This is a genomic window from Enterobacter sp. UPMP701 (genome assembly GCF_053709515.1).
This window is the reverse complement of sequence record NZ_JBSKJN010000001.1, coordinates 283,037-303,312: the sequence shown is the minus strand read 5'-3', so window position 1 is coordinate 303,312 and position 20,276 is coordinate 283,037. Positions and strand designations below refer to the sequence as shown.

The window sequence follows — 20,276 nt, the reverse complement described above, 5'->3', positions numbered from 1 at the left end:
TTTTCTCCTTAATGACCTGCAGTCCAGTCACGGGTGGTTAATGCCGTCAGAACGTGGTCGCGCCACTCTCCGTCTATCAGCAGATAGTCTTTGGCATAACCTTCTTTCTCGAACCCTAAACGCGCCAGCAAATTCCCGCTGCGCTGATTATGCGGCATATAGTTCGCCATGATGCGATGAATATGCTGCGTGCGTTGCATATAGCGGATGGCCACCGTTAACGCCTCGTACATCAGCCCCTGCCCCTGCCATTTCTGGCCGATGGAGTAGCCAAGGTAGCAGGCGTGAAACGACCCGCGCACCACGTTCGAGAAATTGGCGATGCCGATAATCTCTTTCTCTTCTGGATCCAGCAGCGCGAAATAAAATGCACTTCCCTGCTTATGAAATTCAGCAATCATGCTGAGGCGCGCCTGCCAGCCGGAGGGGTAACAATGGCTTTCATCCCGAACGGGTTCCCAGGGTTTTAAAAACTGGCGATTCTCGGCGTAATAATCCGCCAGACGCCAGGCATCACGCTCATGCACCAGACGAACGACCAGCCTGTCCGTTGTCAGACGCACTTTTGGCACATTACTGCGATAGCCAAACATCAATACCACTCCTTCCCGTCACTTCAGCTTACCCATTAGCTTTACTATACCTGCGCCTGTGCCGTCTGTGAAAACAGTGACATACCATTTTGACCTCTTTTCACATTTTTCGATGAGAACTCTCTATCAAAGCACCTTTTTGATAAAAAAATATTGTCGCGCCGAGGGGTGGGAAAAAACGCGGCGACACCGCAGAATGTTAGCGTGCTCACCTTCTTATTTTCCCTGGAGGGAAAATGTCCCGCGTATCACAGGCGAGGAGCCTGGGTAAATATTTCCTCTTAGTCGATAACATGCTGGTCGTGCTCGGCTTTTTTGTCGTGTTTCCGCTAATTTCGATCCGCTTTGTCGATCAAATGGGCTGGGCGGCTTTAATGGTCGGTATTGCGCTGGGGCTACGCCAGTTTGTCCAGCAGGGTCTGGGCGTCTTTGGCGGCGCGATCGCTGACCGCTTTGGCGCTAAACCGATGATCGTTACCGGTATGCTGCTCCGCGCGGCAGGCTTTGCCACGATGGCGGTTGCCCACGAGCCCTGGCTGCTCTGGTTCTCCTGTTTCCTCTCCGGTATCGGGGGCACCCTGTTTGACCCGCCGCGCACCGCGCTGGTGGTGAAGCTGATTCGTCCGCAGCACCGCGGCCGCTTCTTCTCCATTCTGATGATGCAGGACAGTGCCGGGGCAGTTGTCGGCGCGCTGTTGGGCAGCTGGCTGCTGCAGTACGATTTCCGCCTGGTCTGCGCGGCCGGGGCAGTGCTCTTTATTCTGTGCGCACTGTTTAACGGCCTCTATCTTCCAGCCTGGAAACTGTCGACGGTAAAAGCGCCGGTGCGCGAGGGGCTCGGACGCGTGCTGCGCGACAAGCGTTTTGTCACCTACGTATTGACCTTAACCGGGTATTACATGCTGGCCGTACAGGTGATGCTGATGCTGCCGATCATGGTGAACGATATTGCGGGCACGCCTGCTGCCGTGAAATGGATGTACGCCATCGAAGCCTGCCTGTCGTTAACGCTGCTCTACCCCATTGCCCGCTGGAGTGAACGGCGTTTTCGTCTGGAGCATCGTCTGATGGCCGGGCTGTTTCTGATGACGCTGAGCATGATGCCAATCGGTCTGGTGAGCTCTCTCCAGCAGCTGTTTACGCTGATTTGCACATTCTATATAGGCTCCATCATCGCCGAGCCTGCCCGCGAAACGCTGAGCGCCTCACTCGCCGATGCACGTGCGCGCGGCAGCTATATGGGCTTCAGCCGCCTGGGGCTGGCCTTTGGCGGTGCACTGGGCTACACCGGCGGCGGCTGGCTGTTCGATGCCGGCAAGGCGCTGAACCAGCCGGAACTTCCCTGGATGATGCTCGGCGTGGTGGGCGTCATGACGCTTTTCGCCCTGTGGTGGCAGTTCAGCCAGAAGCGCAGCGCGAGCGGCATGCTCGAGCCCGGCGCGTAGTCTCTCCTCCTGGCGGGAAATCACTCCCGCCTCATTTCTCAGTATTTTCTGCTGGTTTCTGCCATTTCACACTGACATACTGGCGTAACAGGACAGAAGCGCCGATTTTTCGTTGAGGAACACTATGAAGAAAATTGTCATTGCCGCTGCATTTATTGTCAGCGGTCTGCTGGTGGGCTGTAACCAGCTTACGCAATACACCGTCAGTGAGCAGGAAATTAATCAGGCGCTGGAAAAACATAACAATTTCTCTAAAGACATTGGCGTGCCGGGGCTAGCCGATGCCCACATTGTTCTCACCAATCTCACCAGCCAGATTGGTCGTGAAGAGCCGAATAAAGTTACCCTGGCCGGTGATGCCGACCTTGATATGACCTCACTTTTTGGTAATCAGAAGGCCAACATCAAGCTCAAGCTGAAGGCGCTTCCCGTTTTCAATAAAGAAAAAGGGGCGATTTTCCTGCAGGAGATGGAGGTGGTCGATGCGCAGGTTTCGCCGGACAAGATGGCGCCGGTTCTGCAAACCCTGATGCCCTATCTGAATCAGTCTCTGCGGAATTACTTTAACCAGCAGCCGGCGTATGTCTTAAGCGAAGACAATAGCAAGGGTGAAGCCCTCGCAAAAAAATACGCAAAAGGGATAGAGGTGAAGCCGGGAGAAATCATCATTCCTTTCACCGATTAACCTGAAGGGCGCTGCGGCGCCCTTTTTTTACGGAAAAGTGTGCAAACGAAAACGTTTCCGCTTATGATTTGTGTCCGGCAAAAACAGCCATCCTTATGACTGATTCCTGACAAGCCGGAGCTTCCATGACTGCACAACCCCAGGTTCTTAAAATCCGCCGCCCTGACGACTGGCATATCCATCTGCGAGATGGCGATATGCTGAAAACCGTCGTGCCCTATACCAGTGAAATTTATGGCCGCGCGATTGTCATGCCAAACCTGGTTCCGCCAGTCACCACCGTCGATGCTGCGATCGCCTACCGCCAGCGCATTCTGGATGCCGTTCCGGCGGGACATGATTTCACCCCGTTGATGACCTGCTACCTCACCGATTCGCTGGATCCAAATGAAGTGGAACGCGGATTTAACGAAGGCGTATTTACGGCGGCGAAACTCTACCCGGCAAATGCCACCACCAACTCCAGCCACGGCGTCACCAGCATTGATGCTATCATGCCGGTGCTGGAGCGCATGCAGAAGCTGGGCATGCCGCTGCTGGTGCATGGTGAAGTGACGCATGCGGAGATTGACATCTTCGACCGTGAAGCCCGTTTTATCGAAACCGTCATGGAGCCCCTGCGCCAGCGTCTGCCCGCGCTCAAAGTGGTGTTTGAACATATCACCACTAAAGACGCGGCAGAGTATGTGCGTGACGGCAACGAGCTGATCGCTGCGACCATCACCCCGCAGCACCTGATGTTTAACCGTAACCATATGCTCGTTGGCGGGGTACGTCCTCACCTGTACTGCCTGCCCATCCTCAAGCGCAACGTTCACCAGCAGGCGCTGCGCGAGCTGGTTGCCAGCGGCTTCTCTCGCGCGTTCCTGGGCACGGACTCCGCGCCTCACGCCCGCCATCGCAAAGAGGCAAGCTGCGGCTGCGCAGGCTGTTTCAACGCCCCAACGGCGCTTGCCAGCTACGCGACCGTCTTTGAAGAGATGAACGCGCTGGAACATTTTGAAGCGTTCTGCTCTCTTAACGGCCCACGCTTCTACGGTCTGCCGGTCAACGACACCTTCATCGAACTGGAGCGCAAAGCGAGCCACGTTGAGGAGTCCATTGCCCTGACGGATGACACGCTGATCCCCTTCCTGGCAGGTGAAACCGTCAACTGGACGGTAAAACGTTAAAAAATCAGTGCCCCTTGTTGTCAAAACGATAATATGCCTGTATAAATAAACAGTATATTGCACAGGGGGGCATTTATGCGTATTGAAGTCACCATAGCCAAAACTACCGTTCTGCCTGCTGGCGCGCTTGACGCGCTGGCAGGTGAATTATCCCGCCGTATTAACAGCACGTTTCCCGACAACGCGGGCGCCGTAACGGTGCGTTACGCCGCTGCGAACAACCTCTCCGTCATTGGTGCCGCGAAAGAAGATAAAGATCGCATCAGCGAAATCCTGCAGGAAACGTGGGAAAGCGCGGACGACTGGTTCATAACGGATTAACACTGCTCCCTCATTGTGTTTTTTTGCCGGGTCGCCCCGGTTTTTTTTTGTCCGAAATTCCTAAAGTTCAAATTAATTCAGCGTCTTCTTAAAAAATCGTGAACGAGATGGTGTTTTATTGTTCGAACAATCCTAAAAAGCAGAAAAATGTGTTGCTACCTGTTTATTTTTCCCGTTAGAACCCTTATTACTTGGTATACTGAAGATGCTTTCAGAAAAACATGCATTGAACCTCAGAGCCGTTGTCTTCTAACACGCATTTAGGGGGTTATAATGGAAAAGAATAACGAAGTCATCCAGACCCACCCACTCGTTGGCTGGGATATCAGTACCGTAGATAGCTACGATGCGCTGATGCTGCGTTTGCACTACCAGACCCCAAATCAACTCAACCGTGACGAAGCGGAAGTTGGACAGACGTTGTGGCTAACAACAGACGTCGCCCGTCAGTTTATTTCTATTTTAGAGGCAGGTATTGCAAAAATAGAATCTGGCGACTATCAGGAAAATGAGTATAAACGGCACTAACGTTATGCCCACTTTTCACTCAACAGGCACCCTCGCGGTGCCTTATTTATTTCCCGCTTGTTTACGCCCGCGTTGTTAATTACTCTGCTAACAAAACGTTAGTTTACGAGATGCATATGAGATACGACTTAATCATTATTGGTAGCGGCTCCGTCGGATCGGCTGCCGGTTATTACGCGACACAGGCAGGGCTTAACGTCCTGATGATTGACGCCCATCTGCCGCCCCATAAGGAAGGCAGTCATCACGGGGACACCCGCCTCATTCGCCATGCCTATGGCGAGGGTGAACGCTATGTTCCGCTGGTGCTTCGCGCCCAGACGCTGTGGGATGAGCTGGCGAAACAGACCGAAGAGCGCGTTTTCGAGCGTACGGGGGTGATCAACCTTGGCCCGGCGCGGTCGGAATTTCTTGCCAACGTCGAGCGCAGCGCGAAAGCCTTCAATCTTGACGTTGAGAAGCTGGATGCGGCGGGCATTACCGCCCGCTGGCCTGAAATTACCGTCCCGGATGATTATATCGGCCTTTTTGAAGCCAACTCCGGCGTGCTGCACTGTGAAACGGCAATCAAAACCTGGATCGATCTTGCCGCAAAAGCGGGCTGCGCGCAGCTGTTTAACTGCCCGGTGAATGCCATCACGCACGATGCTAATGGCGTCACGGTGGCGACCCCTGACGGCGACTATTCCGCGTCCCGCCTGCTGGTGAGCGCAGGAACCTGGGTCACCCGCCTGCTGCCAGATCTGCCCATCCAGCCGGTGCGCAAAGTCTTCTCCTGGTTCCAGTCGGATGGACGCTACAGCGCGCAGAATAAATTCCCGGCCTTCACCGGCGAATTGCCGAATGGCGACCAGTTCTACGGTTTCCCTTCCGAGAAAGACGCACTCAAGATTGGGAAACACAACGGAGGGCAGGTTATCTCCTCACCTGAGGAGCGCAAACCATTTGGCGCCTACCCGCAGGATGGTTCAGAAGCCTTCTCGTTCCTGCGTAACATTTTACCGGGCGTCGGTGGCTTACTGTATGGCGCGGCCTGTACCTACGACAACACGCCGGATGAAGACTTTATTATTGATACGCTGCCGGGACATGACAATACCCTGCTGATCACCGGGCTGAGCGGCCATGGCTTCAAATTCGCATCCGTGCTGGGTGAAATCGCCGCGCAGTTTGCCCAGGGTATCACGCCGCAGTTTGATCTGACGCCCTTCTCACTCTCGCGTTTTAACGGATAATCGGCAATGGGCTCCGGCAATACCGGGGCCCATTTTCTTCATACTCAGTGGTGGGGCGTTATGCGCAGGATCGTTTCTTTTCTCATCAATAATATTCGCGAGCACCTGATGCTCTATATCTTATTGTGGGCGCTGCTGGCTATCATTGATGTTATTTACGTTGTGTTTTATTGAAATCACTGACTGACATTAATTGACGTAACTTTATGTTTGTTTAATATTTTTTCTTCCGCTTATTGTCTCTTGCACGAAGCCATTGAATTAATCTTGCCGTTTCTTTTCAAAATCGCTGAAATAAATAAAATAAGAATCAATAGTCAATTATTTCAGTTGCAATATCACGTATTCCCGTTCATTTTTACGTTTCGGTTAAATTGAAAATGGACATTCTGATGCAATTGCGTAACTCCTCCCGGCGCTACGGAATAATATCCATAAGCTTGCACTGGATATTTGCCATTGCCGTCTATGGTATGTTCGGACTTGGACTCTGGATGGTGACGCTCAGCTATTATGACGGCTGGTATCATCAGGCCCCCGAGTTGCATAAAAGCATCGGCGTTCTGCTGATGCTGGGGCTGGTGTTTCGCATTATCTGGCGACATATTTCCCCACCGCCCGCGCCACTAAAGACATACGGTAAAATTACCCGCGTCAGCGCCGTTGCCGCGCATATTGCGCTCTACGCGCTGCTCTTCGCCATCCTGATCAGCGGTTACCTCATCTCGACGGCAGACGGTAAACCGATTAGCGTGTTTGGCCTCTTTGACGTCCCGGCCACGCTCAGCGATGCGGGATCTCAGGCTGACACCGCAGGCGTCGTTCACCTCTGGCTTGCCTGGAGCGTGGTGATCCTGTCCGTGCTGCACGGGCTCGCCGCCCTCAAACACCATTTTATTGATAAAGACGATACGCTTAAGCGCATGCTTGGCCGCTCGTCAGTTGACTCTGGAGCATAAAATGAAAAAACATCTGCTGGGTATCGCCCTGGGTTCTCTGTTATTTACCGCAGGTTCCGCCGTGGCGGCTGATTATAAAATTGATAAAGAAGGCCAGCACGCTTTCGTCAATTTCCGTATTCAGCATCTGGGATATAGCTGGCTGTACGGCACCTTTAAGGATTTTGACGGCACATTCACTTTTGACGATAAAAATCCTGCGGCTGATAAAGTCAACGTGACCATTAATACGAACAGCGTCGACACGAACCATGCTGAGCGCGATAAACACCTGCGCAGCGCAGAGTTCCTGAACGTCACAAAATTCCCGCAGGCGACCTTCGCCTCTACGGAAGTGAAAAAAGACGGTGATAAGTTGGCTATTACCGGTAATCTGACCCTGAATGGCGTAACCAAACCCGTTACTCTGGATGCGAAATTGATCGGTCAGGGTGACGATCCGTGGGGCGGTAAGCGCGCAGGTTTTGAAGCGGCAGGTAAAATTCACCTGAAAGATTTTAATATCACCACGGATTTAGGCCCGGCGTCGCAGGACGTTGAGCTGGTTATTTCCGTTGAAGGTGTACAGCAGAAGTCATAATAGATTCGCCCGGCAGGCTTTCACCGTGCCGGGCGTTATTCTTATTCCGGGTCAGGGATACCCAGTTTGGTATTCAGACGGCCGCGTGATTTATTAAAAATCTTGTTGCCGTTTTCACGTCCTGCGCGACGACGACGCTGTTCCTCTTCCGGCAGGATGCTCTCTTCGCTGCACAGTTCGCTACAGCAGCCGTTAAACTTCTCGGCACAGGCCGGACACTGGATAAACAGCAGATGACACCCGTCGTTTTTGCAGTTGGTGTGGGTATCGCACGATGCACCGCACTGGTGGCACTGGGCAATCACATCTTCCGAAATACGCTCACCCATGCGCTCGTCAAAGACAAAGTTTTTACCAATAAAACGTACCGGTAAGCCCTGCTCGCGGGCGCGGCGGGCGTACTCGATAATGCCGCCTTCAATGTGCCAGACCTTATTGAACCCATTGTGCTTCATCCACGCGCTGGCCTTCTCGCAGCGGATACCGCCGGTGCAGTACATAACGATTTTTTTATCTTTATGTTCCTGCATCATCTCCACCGCTTTCGGCAGCTGCTCGCGGAAGGTATCGGCCGGGATTTCCATCGCGTTCTCGAAGTGCCCCACTTCATACTCGTAGTGGTTGCGCATATCAATGAACACGGCATCCGGATCGTCCAGCATCGCATTCACTTCCGCAGCCTTCAGATATTCACCGACGTCCGCCGGGTTAAACTCAGGATCGTCAATACCGTCCGCCACGATGCGTTCACGCACCTTCATGCGCAGCACCCAGAAGGATTTCCCGTCGTCATCCAGCGCAATGTTCAGGCGCAAGCCGTTGAGGGCCGGATCGAAGCTATAAAGCACGTCGCGGAACGCGTTCACTTTGCTTTCCGGCACGCTAATCTGCGCGTTAATGCCTTCGCGGGCAAGATAGACGCGCCCGAAGACGTTCAGCGCCGTGAAGGCCTGATAAAGCGCATCGCGCGTCGCCTGCGGATCGTCGATGGTGAAGTATTTGTAGAATGAGATGGTTGTGCGCGGTTCGGTTTCAGCCAACATACGCGCCTTTAACATCTCATTCGAAACGCGGTTGTGTAACACTGGCATGGTGTACAAGTCCTGGAATCGTCAGAGAGAATGAAAAATCGGTCGGCATCATATAGCAAACAAAAGCAATTTACATCCACACAATTTACGCTACATTTCACACACCCTGATTAATGAGGGTTAACAATTGCTGCGGTCGTGCAGGTTTCGGCGGCAGATATTTTGGCTATGTCTCAAAAAATGCGACAATGGCATAACAGGACGTTAGAACACAGGAAAGACATGACCCAGTTACCAAAATTTACCGTCGCCCTTTTGCACCCCCGCTATTGGATGACCTGGCTTGGCATTGGCTTTTTATGGCTACTGGTACAGCTTCCCTATCCTGTTATTTTCCGGTTAGGTAAATCTTTAGGCCGACTCGCGCAAACGTTTATGACGCGTCGTGCCCGCATCGCGTATCGAAACCTTGAGCTGTGTTTTCCACAGATGAGCGAGGCAGAGCGCCATGATATGGTCTCGAAGAATTTCGAATCCGTCGGCATGGGGCTCATGGAAACCGGCATGGCATGGTTCTGGCCAGACAAACGCATGGCGCGCTGGAGCAAGGTTACAGGGACCGGCATGGAGCCGGTGCATACGCTTCAGGCTAATCAGACGGGCGTTCTGCTGATCGGCGTCCATTTCCTGACGCTTGAAATCGGGGCGCGTATGTTTGGCATGCAGGCGCCCGGCATTGGCGTTTATCGCCCTAATGACAACCCGGTTATCGATCTCATCCAGACCAACGGCCGCATGCGCTCAAACAAAAGTATGATCGACCGTAAGGATCTGAAGGGTATGATCCGCGCGCTGAAATCCGGTGAAGTGGTCTGGTATGCTCCCGATCACGACTACGGTCCGCAATCCAGCGTTTTCGTCCCCTTCTTCGCCGTCGACGAGGCCGCCACCACGACCGGCACCTGGATGCTGGCGCGGATGTCCAAAGCCGCCATCGTTCCCTTTGTTCCCCGCCGTATGCCGGATGGCTCAGGCTACGAGCTGATGATGCTTGAGCCGGAACTCGCGCCGCCGCTAGACGATGCGGAAACCACCGCGCGCTGGATGAACGGCGTTGTGGAGAAGTGCATCATGCTGGCGCCTGAGCAGTACATGTGGCTGCATCGCCGCTTTAAAACCCGGCCTGAAGGCACGCCGTCCCGCTATTGATCCTTATGCGGTCTTCTGGGCCGCATGCTGTTTTAGCGATAAAAGCTCCTCCTCATTGCGGCAATCATAACCCAGGCGCATAATTAGCAGGCTTATGACTTCATGCTTCAGGTGCTCTGCACCTCACTATGCGGATTGTTATGTCACCCTCAGATGCCCCCATAAACTGGAAGCGTAACCTTACGGTTGCGTGGCTTGGCTGTTTTCTTACCGGCGCGGCGTTTAGCCTGGTTATGCCTTTCCTGCCGCTCTACGTCGAACAGCTGGGCGTGACGGGCCACAGCGCGCTCAATATGTGGTCTGGCCTGGTATTCAGCATCACGTTTCTCTTTTCTGCGATAGCCTCGCCCTTCTGGGGCGGCCTTGCAGACCGCAAGGGACGTAAAATCATGCTGCTGCGCTCAGCGCTGGGGATGGCGATTATCATGGCGCTGATGGGCGTGGCGCAGAACGTCTGGCAGTTCCTGTTATTGCGCGCATTGCTGGGCTTGCTGGGGGGATTTATCCCCAATGCGAACGCCCTGATTGCCACGCAAATTCCACGCCATAAGAGCGGCTGGGCGCTGGGTACGCTCTCAACAGGTGGCGTGAGCGGTGCCCTGCTGGGGCCGCTGGCTGGTGGACTACTGGCGGATAATTACGGCCTGCGCCCGGTCTTTTTCATCACCGCCAGCGTCTTATTCCTGTGTTTTATCGTCACCCTGCTCTGCATTCGTGAAAAATTTACGCCCGTCGCCAAAAAAGAGATGCTCCACGCCAGAGACGTGCTGACCTCGCTTAAAAATCCCCGACTGGTGCTGAGCCTGTTCGTGACGACCCTGATCATTCAGGTGGCAACCGGATCGATCGCTCCAATTCTCACCCTGTATGTACGTGACCTGGCGGGTAACGTCAGCAATATTGCGTTTATCAGCGGGCTGATTGCCTCCGTTCCCGGCGTGGCGGCGCTGCTTAGCGCGCCGAGACTGGGGAAGCTGGGTGACCGGGTCGGCCCGGAAAAGATCCTGATCTGTGCGCTGGTCATTTCCGTCCTGCTGCTTATCCCCATGTCGATGGTGCACTCTCCTTGGCAACTGGGCGTACTGCGCTTTTTGCTGGGTGCCGCCGACGGCGCGTTGCTGCCTGCCGTACAGACCCTGCTGGTTTACAACTCCACGAACCAGATTGCCGGACGTATCTTTAGCTATAACCAGTCGTTTCGCGATATCGGTAACGTCACCGGACCGCTTCTCGGCGCGGGCATCTCCGCCAGCTTCGGTTTTCGCGCCGTCTTTATCGTGACGGCCGGCGTGGTGCTGTTCAACGCGATTTATTCGTGGTTCAGTTTATCCCGGGCGTTACGCCCGGCGACGGAATAAGGCGAACGCCTGATAGCTTATTTTCGCTTTCATACTTGCAGAATCTGATATTCAGCTATTCTTTCCCTGAAACCTTCAGGAAAACAGGGAGACACCAATGACCATGTACGCCACGCTGGAAGAAGCTATTGATGCCGCTCGTGAAGAGTTCCTTGCCGATAATCCCGGCGTTGAGGAAGAAGATGCTGACGTGCAACAACTTAATATCCAAAAATACGTTCTGCAGGATGGGGATATTATGTGGCAGGCCGAATTCTTCGCTGATGAAGGTGAAGAAGGGGAATGTTTGCCGATATTAAGTGGTGAAGGTGCGCAGGCGGTCTTTGATGGCGACTACGACGAAATCGAGTTACGCCAGGAATGGCTGGAAGAGAATACTCTGCACGAGTGGGATGAGGGCGAGTTTCAGCTCGAGCCGCCGCTGGATACGGAAGAAGGTCAAACCGCAGCCGACGAGTGGGACGAGCGTTAATTCACGCTATTCGTACGGGCCGTGGCTGGCATCGATGGGCAGCAACAGCGTGTCGAAAATCAGCGAGAACGGCAGATCGAGTACCGTCAGGTAGCGCCATGCGGAATCCCGTACATCCCATTTCACACCCGGGTAATACTGGTTCCCATGGCCCTGCCCTGGAATGGTGCGGCTGATGATGCTGCCGCAGCCGCTCAGCAGGCATGCCATCATGACGACGATGATTATTTTCATCTTTAACCTCTAAAAAAATACCGGCCTCGCAGCCGGTATTTTATCTGACGGGTAGCGTTTCGCTTACCCGCCCTGCTTAACAACTTACTTCGCCTTCAACGCGAGCGGATTCAGCTTCACGTCCTTATAGTAGTTCACCCACGAAGAATACTTCTCCGGAGCGGACCACACGCGATAGTGAAGCCTTGCCATTGTAACCGGATCGCTCAGCAGCACCAGACGACGGTCGCGGTTGAGTTTTTCCGGCGTCTCGTTAAGCGCCTGCTCAACGTGACGATCGCGGGCAATCTCCAGCACCTGGCTTGCACGGTGACGCGCAGTGGCCATGGCCGTCGCCAGGGCGTTGAATGACGGGTTAAACACGGCGTGCATAAAGCCATCATCCAGCGTGCGGTTGCGATTCTGCTCCAGATAGCGATCGGTATCCACCAGCACCTGCGGCGGGGAATACTCTTCCGGAATCAGGAACAGTTTCCAGCGTTTGGTTCGCAGCCCCACCGTTGAACGGCTGGAAATCACGGACACAAACGGCGACAGGATCAGTGAGAAGACAATCGGCGCCAGCCAGAACAGGAAACGCAGATCCAGCCACGCCATTCCGGCAGCCCACACCAGCCCCAGCAGCAGCTGAGAACCGTGGCGCATAAAAGCTTCACTCCACGGCGTGGAGTCGTCATCACGCTGCGGCGAGTTCCAGACCACTTCCCAGCCCAGGAACGCACTGACCACAAACACGGTATGGAACAGCATACGCACCGGCGCCAGCAGCACGGAGAACAGCACTTCCAGCAGCAGTGAAAGGGTCACGCGGAAGAAACCGCCGTACTCTTTCGAGCCTTTGCACCAGATCAGGATGATACTGAGCAGCTTAGGCAGGAACAGCAGCACCATGGTGGAGGCAAACAGCGCAATCGCCAGCTCAGGACGCCACTGCGGCCACACAGGGAACAGCTGGCGCGGTTGCAGGAAGTATTGCGGCTCCGTCAGGGCATGGACAACCTGTAGCGCAGTAGAGAGCGCGAGGAACATAAACCACAGCGGCGCGGAGAGATAAGACATCACGCCCGTCAGGAACACCGCACGGTGAACCGGGTGCATCCCTTTTACGAGGAACAGGCGGAAGTTCATCAGGTTACCGTGACACCAGCGTCGGTCACGCTTGAGTTCGTCCAGGAGGTTCGGCGGCAGCTCTTCGTACGATCCCGGCAGGTCGTAGGCAATCCAGACGCCCCAGCCAGCACGACGCATCAGCGCCGCTTCCACGAAGTCATGCGACAGAATAGAACCGGCAAACGAACCCTCGCCCGGCAGCGGTGCCAGCGCACAGTGCTCAATGAACGGCTTGACGCGGATAATGGCGTTGTGGCCCCAGTAGTGCGACTCACCCAGCTGCCAGAAGTGCAGACCGGCCGTAAACAGCGGGCCGTAAACACGGGTGGCAAACTGCTGGCAGCGCGCGTAAAGGGTGTCCATGCCGGACGCTTTTGGCGAGGACTGAATGATACCCGCGTTAGGGTTGGCTTCCATCAGACGCACCAGACCGCTCAGGCAGTCTCCGCTCATGACGGAGTCAGCATCCAGCACCACCATGTAACTGTACTGGTTACCCCAGCGACGGCAGAAGTCATCGATGTTGCCGCTTTTACGCTTCACGCGACGGCGGCGGCGACGGTAGAAGATCTGACCTTCGCCCTGCACTTCCGCAATCAGCTCCATCCAGGCTTTTTGCTCTGCTACGCAGATATCCGGGTTGTAACTGTCGCTCAGGATATAAACGTCGAAATGCGCCGCGTTACCGGTCGCCTTCACGGACTCCCAGGTTGCACGCAGCCCCGCAAATACGCGGTCAACGTCTTCGTTACAGATTGGCATAATCAGCGCGGTACGGTGCTCAGGATTGAGGGGTTCATCCCCGACCGTTGACGCCGAAATGCTGTACTTGTCCCGTCCCATCAGCAGCTGCAGGAAGCCCATCAGCGCGGTCCAGAAACCGGCCGATACCCAGCAGAAGAGAACCGCGAATAGCAGGAGAATGCCGCTTTGCAAAATATACGGCAGCAGCTGCATGAAGGAGACCCAGAGATCCTGGCCCATCATGTCAGTCGGGTTGATAAACGCCCAGCCCTGGTAAGGCAGAATGGTTTTCATGTACCAGGTCGCAACGACCGTCTGCGCCAGCGTCAGAAGCAGCAGGATATAGCGACGGATTGTCCCCACGGTACGCCATTTCTGTTCAGAGGCCTGCTCTTCTTTCGTCAGGCGTGACAGATAGCGCGGCGTCACATCACGCCCGCGCAGGCGATCCCAGAAGCGACCCACCGGGTTGGTGCGCCATGGATCGGGGAACATTGAAGAGCGGGTCGCCTTCGGCATGGCCTGAAGCTGATCGCGTCCTTCGTCGTCTTTAATCAACTGCCCTTCCGCCAGCGAGTCCGGCCAGGCCTGCTCCAGACGCGCCTTGACTGACCCCAGCGGCGTATCATCATCACGGGCAAACTGACGATGTTCGCCATCCAGCGCGGTATGAACCGCGCGGATGTTGCTCTCAGGCAGTGCCGCTTTTTCGATATCCGTCAGCGGCATGGCATCAATATATTCAGATGTATTATTCATTGGCAGGTAGCTGATAGCTCCAGGTTTCACTCAGCGGCTGATCGTTACTGACCAGCGCAGCACGCATTTCGGTGGTCTGTTTCGGATCTTTCACTTTCACGCGCAGGGTCAGACGCCAGCCTTTGGTTACCGGGTTATAACGCACGGTATTTTCAACGATCTCACCGTTATCACCGATGCTGGCCTGAGCGGCAACGGCGGTGTCCGGTGGCAGTTTCTTCATATCCTGGCCCGTGAAGTCCACGACAAACGCCACGGTACCGTCAGGCTGACGGATAAGATTAGACTGCTTCACATCACCCGTTGAGCGGCGAGTCTGCATCACATACGCGTTATCCGGCGCATGCAGCTTATCTTCGTCGCGGCTGAAGGTAATGGTGTACTTGAAGTTCATCTCTTTACCGGCTTCCGGCAGCTGATCCGGCGTCCAGTAAGCGACGATGTTATCGTTGGTTTCGTCGTTGGTTGGAATTTCTACCAGCTCGACCTTGCCTTTACCCCAGTCACCGTTTGGCGTGACCCAGGCGCTTGGACGCTGGTCATAGCGATCGTCCAAATCTTCAAAGCGGGAGAACTGACGACCACGCTGCAGCAGGCCAAAACCTTGCGGGTTTTCCATTGCGAAGCTGCTCACCGCCAGATGTTTCGGGTTATTCAGCGGACGCCAGATCCACTCACCGTTACCGGCATGAATAGACAGACCGTTGGAGTCATGCAGTTCCGGGCGGAAGTTAGTTGCCGGTGACGGCTGGTTCGGCCCAAACAGGAACATACTGGTCAGCGGCGCAACGCCCAGTTTGCCCACTTTATCACGCAGGTAAACCTTGGATTGCACGTCAACTACCGTGTCACGGCCCGGCATAATCACAAAGCGATAAGCACCGGTTGCGCGTGGGGAATCCAGCAGCGCATAAATGGTCAGACGTTTGTCCGTTGGTTTTGGGCGCTCAATCCAGAACTCGCGGAAACGCGGGAACTCTTCACCTGATGGCAGCGCGGTATCAATAGCCAGACCACGCGCAGAAAGGCCGTACACCTGCCCTGCGCCAATCACGCGGAAGTAGCTGGCGCCCAGCATGCTGACGATTTCGTCGTTTTTATCTTTGCTGTTGATCGGGTAAAGCACCTTGAAGCCTGCGAAGCCCAGGTCTTTCACCGTATCTTTGTCGTGTTGCACATTGCCAAAATTGAAGTAATCCGGGCTGTACTTGATCTTGCGTACCGCGGTCGCCGTCACTTCATTGATAGCAACAGGCGTGTCGAAGTACATACCCTGATGATAAAACTCAAGCTTGAACGGGGTTTTAATGTTGTTCCAGTACGCTTTATCGTGATTAAACTGGATCTGCTGATAGTCCGCATACTTCATGTCGCGGAAAACGGAGGGCAAGTTACTTTTCGGCGCTTCGTAGCTCTTGCCTGCCATCGATTTTGCCTGTTTTGCGACATCGTCGATGTTAAAGGCCAGTGCCGATGAGGTATACAGTGACAACACCACTGCAACACCCAACCAACGCATTTTCATCATCTGTGGTTTATGTTTCATAATAAGTAAGCACTTCCCCCTTTGTGTGCTTATATCGATCCGATCCATTTTAATGGAAACTCAGGCAATCCGACAACATAATCACTGCTTTGTTCAGCTGCTGGCTCAGGGATTAAGCAAATGAAAGAACCCGCTATTCACTTTGCGTGCTTATCCTGGAGACAGTGTGTCGGTCTTGGTGTAGGGTTGGCTTCGAATGTAACCATTATGAGCCTTAGGGATAAGGCGAAAAGTCTGAGAATGCACAACGTTATATGAGCACAACACCGATACAACGGGAATATTTCCTCGACTCGATCCGGGCATGGCTGATGCTATTGGGGATCCCCTTTCATATTTCACTGATTTACTCCAGCCACACATGGCATGTTAATAGCCAGATGCCCTCCTGGTGGCTGACGCTGTTTAATGACTTTATTCACGCCTTCCGCATGCAGGTGTTTTTTGTCATCTCCGGCTATTTCTCGTACATGCTGTTTTTACGTTATCCGCTTAAGCGGTGGTGGAAAGTGCGCGTCGAGCGCGTGGGCATTCCGATGCTGACCGCCATCCCGCTGCTGACGCTGCCTCAGTTCATTATGCTGCAGTACGTTAAAGGCAAAGCGGAAAACTGGCCCAATCTCTCGCTGTATGAAAAGTACAACACGCTGGTCTGGGAGCTGGTGTCTCACCTCTGGTTCCTGCTGGTGCTGGTGGTGCTGACCACGGTCAGTCTGGTGATTTTCAGCCGCCTGCGCCGTCATCTCAGCACGACAGCAGACACCTTCTTCGCCAACATCACCCTGGGCAAATTGTCGGTGCTCTTTTTACTGCTGGGGGTCGCTTATGCCGCGGTGAGACGCACCTTATTTATCGTCTATCCACCGATACTGAGCGACGGCCTGTTTAATTTTGTGGTGATGCAGTCGCTGTTCTACATTCCATTCTTTTTGATTGGCGCGCTGGCGTTTATTCATCCGAAGCTTAAGGCGCTGTTTACCACCCCGTCTCCCTGGTGCGCGGTGGGCGCGGCCATCGCGTTTGCGGCCTACCTGCTGAACCAGCGCTACGGGAGCGGCGACGCCTGGATGTATGAAACGGAAAGCGTGATCACCATGCTGCTGGGCTTGTGGATGGTGAACGTGGTATTCGCACTCGGCCACCGTTTACTGAACTTTAAGTCCAGCCGTGTGACCTACTTCGTCAATGCCTCACTGTTTATTTATCTGGTCCATCACCCGCTGACGCTGTTCTTCGGGGCATACATCACGCCGCATATCGCCTCGAACACGCTGGGCTTCTTTACCGGGCTGGTGTTTGTGGTGGGGGTTGCCATCGTACTCTATGAGATCCATCTGCGGATCCCTCTCCTGCGCTTCCTGTTTTCAGGAAAACCACAGGCGAAAGCCGCATAAGTCGCGCGGCGCACTCATGGTGCGCCGCCTTCGCTTCAGCTCTCCAGCTCTTGTCTGCGCTGAGTCAACAGTCGCTGATAAAGATGCGTGGTGTCATCATCGAAACAGACAAATATCACCTTCTCTGGCAGCGGCTTAAGCGACAAATAGCGGTACACCGTTTCGACGGCGATGGTGGCCGCAGCTGCCTTTGGATATCCATACACGCCGGTGCTGATGGCCGGAAACGCTATTGTTTTGTAACCGTTGTCGGCGGCAAGCCGCAGACAGTTTCGGTATGCCTCCTCCAGAAGGCTCGCTTCATGCTGGTCGCCGCCGTGCCAGACAGGCCCGACAGCATGAATCACCGCTTTGGCAGGAAGGTTGCCCGCAAGCGTAATGACCGCATGCCCTGGAGGGCATTCGCCCTGTTGCTGCCGCACGATTTTACAGGCTTCCAGCAGCTGCGGTCCGGCAGCGCGGTGAATAGCGCCATCCACACCGCCTCCCCCCATCAGGGAAGGATTGGCCGCATTGACGATGACGTCGACGTACATTGTCGTAATATCGCCATGAATAACTTCTATTTGCGGTTTCATAAAACCCCTCTGCTACCCGCCTTTTTCTTAAGTGTATCGCAGAGGTGTTCCTGAGAAAAAACTATCAGACAAAAACCGCTTCCGCCGACGATTAAAAGCCCAGGGATTAACGGTACTGGATCTGCACAACCGCGAGCGTTTTTTCTGGATTAAGGTACTTCATACTGAGCGTGGCGAGGCTGGAATCAGTCACTGTGCCGTTAAGCGCCTCTTCGTAACTCACCCTACGCGTTTGCATATGGTTATTTTCCGGGCAGGACATTGCAAAATGCTGCTGTTGCGGCGTAACGTCACAAGGATCGGCAACAATTGCACCGCGAAAATGAATGACGCCACCTTCCGCCAGGGTGGCGGAATAAGCTGGCATCATAAAAGCAGAAACGAGCAGGCCCAAACCTGAAATAAGATGAGCAAAATTGTAGGTCACGATATGTACTCCTCAATGAAAATCGTCCTTGAGGGGCAAACGCGCTTCATTATGCAAACGAAGTCTCACGTTACGGAACATAACGACTCAGTTCCTGATAACAGCATAGCTCAACGGCGAAGACCCGCCACATTCGCAACACATTGATATCATGAATAATTAAAGCACGCCCCCCGCAGGCGACCACTGTTGTGATAAATGAAGTGTTTTCCCATCAGTGACGGTGACATTGATTTTTACCGTGTCTCCCGCAGAAATAGTTAAACTCAGATGCATTAAATCAATCGGCTGATTAGCGGGAATAAAAAATATATTTTGCTGCCGCGAGGTACTGTGCCCACTTTGCCCTTCCCGAAAAGCGACAATCTGAACCTGACAATCACACGGTTCCGACAAAATGACCTGCGGAATAATGGTGGTGATATTTCCCTGCTGGGACGTTTTAAAGGTTATCTGGCTGGAAAGTGCGGCAAGGAGAATTAAGGTATTCATGATGAACTCCCGAAAAAAAACAGGGCATCAGCCCTGTTTTTTTGTAGCACAGATTTCAGTATCAGTACTGATGCGCTGTTGCGTGGTTACCAAAGCCGATCTGGGTAACGTTGACGGTTGAGTTAGACGCGGTCTGGTCTACGAGTGCACCGTTAAGGCCGCCGTACTGGCTAACATTCATAACGGATTTTTTACTGTTCCACTGATCAAGTGTCGCACTGTTGCCGAAGCCGTTCTGAGTCAGGTTAATTTTACTGTCATCGGAACCCTGCCCAACGTCAGCGCCGTTACCGCCACCGGTCTGGCTAATATTCAGAACGGAATTTCTGGCATCAGTCTGCAGCGCCAGCGCGGAGTTACCGCCACCATTCTGATAAATATTCAGGGTTGAATTTGGACCACTGTATCCGCCCTGGCCATGACCGTGTCCATGACCCCATCCACCCTGATTAATCATACCAGCCATAGCACTACCAGAAACTACGATTGCTGCAAGTGCTGCCACTTTGATAAATTTCATGGTAAACCCCCATCGGATTGATTAACGTCGCCGCGAAATAACTAGCGCTGGATAACGCGAATTGCCATTTGCGACTGTTTCTGCACTACAACTGCGGTTTTCTGCGTACCGTACTGCGTAATATTTGCTCTGTTACCCGACCCTTTCTGGATAATTTTTGCACTATTACCATATCCATCTTGCGTAATACCTGCATCGTTCCCGTTACCGCTCTGATCGATCCAGGCAATATTGTAAGTCCCTGATTGATCAACTCTCGCTCTGTTGCCTGCCCCGTCCTGGGAAACGACGGATAAGAGCCTCGAACCGTCCTGGTGAATTTGAGCGTCATTAAATACGCCCTGTTGACCAATAATGGCTGCCTGATTTAATGATGAACGACTCAATTCATTAACCGCGAAATTATATTCCGCATTAGCCAAATCTGAATTAGCCGCGGTTACAAATCCAGGCGCACCCAGTAATGTAAACATCATAAATAACGATGTGTTTTTCATGTTGTCACCCTGGACCCGCTACCTGAAAACACCTTAATCGTATTTCGTGTTAAACGACCCGTTTGTTTGTTAACGCGTCGTTACGGTGAAGAGTATGTCTGCGGAAACATTTTAAATATCTCACCCGCGCGGCTTATTTTTATTTTGCAGGTCACCACAAAGTTGTAATTTGCACCATAAAACACATTCCGCAAGGTCGGTTTTATTTTTTTATAGAATATGTATGCCCGACATGTTGTACAACAGCGAGAAGGCTGTCCATGCCGCCTCCCGCGTTGTTTAAGCGTAACGACAGGATGACATTTTTTTCAGTGCGTGACACAAGGCGACTTTTCTTAAGCTGGAAAGCGCAGAACGGCTGGACTTAGAAATCATCAGTCACTCATA

At 53.5% G+C, this 20,276-nt stretch carries 23 protein-coding genes; 13 read left to right on the top strand and 10 right to left on the bottom strand.

Annotation, left to right across the window (positions count from 1 at the left end; translation table 11 throughout):
• Positions 1–8 precede the first annotated feature (8 nt).
• Positions 9–593 carry a ribosomal protein S5-alanine N-acetyltransferase gene (rimJ, locus tag ACWKXT_RS01440; RefSeq protein WP_454531491.1) on the bottom strand — a complete coding sequence of 195 codons (585 nt, stop codon included), beginning with the start codon at positions 591–593 and terminating at the stop codon, positions 9–11.
• A 236-nt stretch (positions 594–829) separates the two neighbouring features.
• Here rimJ and mdtH point away from each other — a divergent pair, with 236 nt between their 5' ends.
• The 9 genes from mdtH (at position 830) to ACWKXT_RS01395 (ending at position 7,518) form a co-directional block, all read left to right on the top strand.
• Complete coding sequence (gene mdtH, locus ACWKXT_RS01435; protein ID WP_454531490.1) at positions 830–2,038, top strand: multidrug efflux MFS transporter MdtH; 1,209 nt, start codon at positions 830–832, stop codon at positions 2,036–2,038.
• A gap of 124 nt (positions 2,039–2,162) precedes the next feature.
• Positions 2,163–2,723: a lipoprotein gene (locus ACWKXT_RS01430; protein WP_080327537.1), complete on the top strand. Its 561-nt coding sequence runs from the start codon at positions 2,163–2,165 to the stop codon at positions 2,721–2,723.
• A 125-nt stretch (positions 2,724–2,848) separates the two neighbouring features.
• A complete protein-coding gene (gene pyrC / locus ACWKXT_RS01425; protein ID WP_252001397.1) occupies positions 2,849–3,895 on the top strand; it encodes a dihydroorotase in 1,047 nt (348 codons plus the stop codon).
• Positions 3,896–3,970: 75 nt separating this feature from the next.
• Positions 3,971–4,216 carry a DNA damage-inducible protein I gene (dinI, locus tag ACWKXT_RS01420; RefSeq protein ID WP_080327540.1) on the top strand — a complete coding sequence of 82 codons (246 nt, stop codon included), beginning with the start codon at positions 3,971–3,973 and terminating at the stop codon, positions 4,214–4,216.
• A gap of 273 nt (positions 4,217–4,489) precedes the next feature.
• A complete protein-coding gene (bssS, locus tag ACWKXT_RS01415; RefSeq protein ID WP_023299782.1) occupies positions 4,490–4,744 on the top strand; it encodes a biofilm formation regulator BssS in 255 nt (84 codons plus the stop codon).
• Positions 4,745–4,860: 116 nt separating this feature from the next.
• Complete coding sequence (gene solA, locus ACWKXT_RS01410; protein ID WP_454527232.1) at positions 4,861–5,979, top strand: N-methyl-L-tryptophan oxidase; 1,119 nt, start codon at positions 4,861–4,863, stop codon at positions 5,977–5,979.
• A gap of 60 nt (positions 5,980–6,039) precedes the next feature.
• Positions 6,040–6,153, top strand: coding sequence for a YceO family protein (locus tag ACWKXT_RS01405; RefSeq protein ID WP_080328158.1), 114 nt, complete (start codon positions 6,040–6,042; stop codon positions 6,151–6,153).
• A gap of 218 nt (positions 6,154–6,371) precedes the next feature.
• Positions 6,372–6,938 carry a cytochrome b gene (locus tag ACWKXT_RS01400; protein ID WP_454527233.1) on the top strand — a complete coding sequence of 189 codons (567 nt, stop codon included), beginning with the start codon at positions 6,372–6,374 and terminating at the stop codon, positions 6,936–6,938.
• Between the two features lies 1 nt (position 6,939).
• The gene (locus tag ACWKXT_RS01395; protein WP_080327543.1) at positions 6,940–7,518 is read left to right on the top strand and encodes a YceI family protein; all 579 of its coding nucleotides are present in this window, start codon (positions 6,940–6,942) and stop codon (positions 7,516–7,518) included.
• Between the two features lie 41 nt (positions 7,519–7,559).
• Here the strand turns inward: ACWKXT_RS01395 and trhO are convergent, their stop codons facing one another.
• On the bottom strand, positions 7,560–8,609 hold the full coding sequence (gene trhO / locus ACWKXT_RS01390) for an oxygen-dependent tRNA uridine(34) hydroxylase TrhO (protein WP_454527234.1): 1,050 nt from the start codon (positions 8,607–8,609) through the stop codon (positions 7,560–7,562).
• A gap of 222 nt (positions 8,610–8,831) precedes the next feature.
• On the opposite strand from trhO, the gene ACWKXT_RS01385 reads away from it, so the two are divergent.
• The 3 genes from ACWKXT_RS01385 to ACWKXT_RS01375 all read left to right on the top strand — a co-directional run bounded on the left by ACWKXT_RS01385 (position 8,832) and on the right by ACWKXT_RS01375 (position 11,588).
• The gene (locus ACWKXT_RS01385) at positions 8,832–9,758 is read left to right on the top strand and encodes a Kdo(2)-lipid IV(A) acyltransferase (RefSeq protein ID WP_454527235.1); all 927 of its coding nucleotides are present in this window, start codon (positions 8,832–8,834) and stop codon (positions 9,756–9,758) included.
• Positions 9,759–9,898: 140 nt separating this feature from the next.
• Positions 9,899–11,116, top strand: coding sequence for a multidrug efflux MFS transporter MdtG (gene mdtG / locus ACWKXT_RS01380; RefSeq protein WP_454531489.1), 1,218 nt, complete (start codon positions 9,899–9,901; stop codon positions 11,114–11,116).
• A gap of 97 nt (positions 11,117–11,213) precedes the next feature.
• The gene (locus ACWKXT_RS01375) at positions 11,214–11,588 is read left to right on the top strand and encodes a MysB family protein (protein WP_023311118.1); all 375 of its coding nucleotides are present in this window, start codon (positions 11,214–11,216) and stop codon (positions 11,586–11,588) included.
• Between the two features lie 6 nt (positions 11,589–11,594).
• Here the strand turns inward: ACWKXT_RS01375 and ACWKXT_RS01370 are convergent, their stop codons facing one another.
• From ACWKXT_RS01370 to mdoG, 3 genes are all read right to left on the bottom strand, one after another.
• The gene (locus ACWKXT_RS01370) at positions 11,595–11,822 is read right to left on the bottom strand and encodes a YceK/YidQ family lipoprotein (protein WP_013097162.1); all 228 of its coding nucleotides are present in this window, start codon (positions 11,820–11,822) and stop codon (positions 11,595–11,597) included.
• A gap of 84 nt (positions 11,823–11,906) precedes the next feature.
• A complete protein-coding gene (gene mdoH, locus ACWKXT_RS01365) occupies positions 11,907–14,435 on the bottom strand; it encodes a glucans biosynthesis glucosyltransferase MdoH (protein ID WP_454527244.1) in 2,529 nt (842 codons plus the stop codon).
• Positions 14,428–15,981: a glucans biosynthesis protein MdoG gene (gene mdoG / locus ACWKXT_RS01360; protein ID WP_454531488.1), complete on the bottom strand. Its 1,554-nt coding sequence runs from the start codon at positions 15,979–15,981 to the stop codon at positions 14,428–14,430. Before mdoG ends, mdoH begins: the two co-directional genes overlap by 8 nt.
• A gap of 254 nt (positions 15,982–16,235) precedes the next feature.
• On the opposite strand from mdoG, the gene mdoC reads away from it, so the two are divergent.
• Positions 16,236–17,375, top strand: coding sequence for a glucans biosynthesis protein MdoC (mdoC, locus tag ACWKXT_RS01355; RefSeq protein WP_454527246.1), 1,140 nt, complete (start codon positions 16,236–16,238; stop codon positions 17,373–17,375).
• A gap of 35 nt (positions 17,376–17,410) precedes the next feature.
• Here mdoC and ymdB read toward each other — a convergent pair whose 3' ends face one another.
• The 5 genes from ymdB to csgB all read right to left on the bottom strand — a co-directional run bounded on the left by ymdB (position 17,411) and on the right by csgB (position 19,889).
• On the bottom strand, positions 17,411–17,953 hold the full coding sequence (gene ymdB, locus ACWKXT_RS01350) for an O-acetyl-ADP-ribose deacetylase (RefSeq protein WP_454531487.1): 543 nt from the start codon (positions 17,951–17,953) through the stop codon (positions 17,411–17,413).
• Between the two features lie 106 nt (positions 17,954–18,059).
• Entirely contained in the window at positions 18,060–18,323 is a 264-nt protein-coding gene (locus ACWKXT_RS01345) for a type 1 fimbrial protein (protein WP_454531891.1), read from the bottom strand.
• A gap of 216 nt (positions 18,324–18,539) precedes the next feature.
• The gene (gene csgC, locus ACWKXT_RS01340; RefSeq protein WP_454531486.1) at positions 18,540–18,872 is read right to left on the bottom strand and encodes a curli assembly chaperone CsgC; all 333 of its coding nucleotides are present in this window, start codon (positions 18,870–18,872) and stop codon (positions 18,540–18,542) included.
• Positions 18,873–18,933: 61 nt separating this feature from the next.
• Positions 18,934–19,392 (bottom strand): curli major subunit CsgA, encoded by a 459-nt coding sequence (csgA, locus tag ACWKXT_RS01335; protein ID WP_080327570.1) that lies wholly within the window; start codon positions 19,390–19,392, stop codon positions 18,934–18,936.
• 41 nt (positions 19,393–19,433) lie between these two features.
• Entirely contained in the window at positions 19,434–19,889 is a 456-nt protein-coding gene (csgB, locus tag ACWKXT_RS01330; RefSeq protein ID WP_454527249.1) for a curli minor subunit CsgB, read from the bottom strand.
• Positions 19,890–20,276 lie beyond the last annotated feature (387 nt).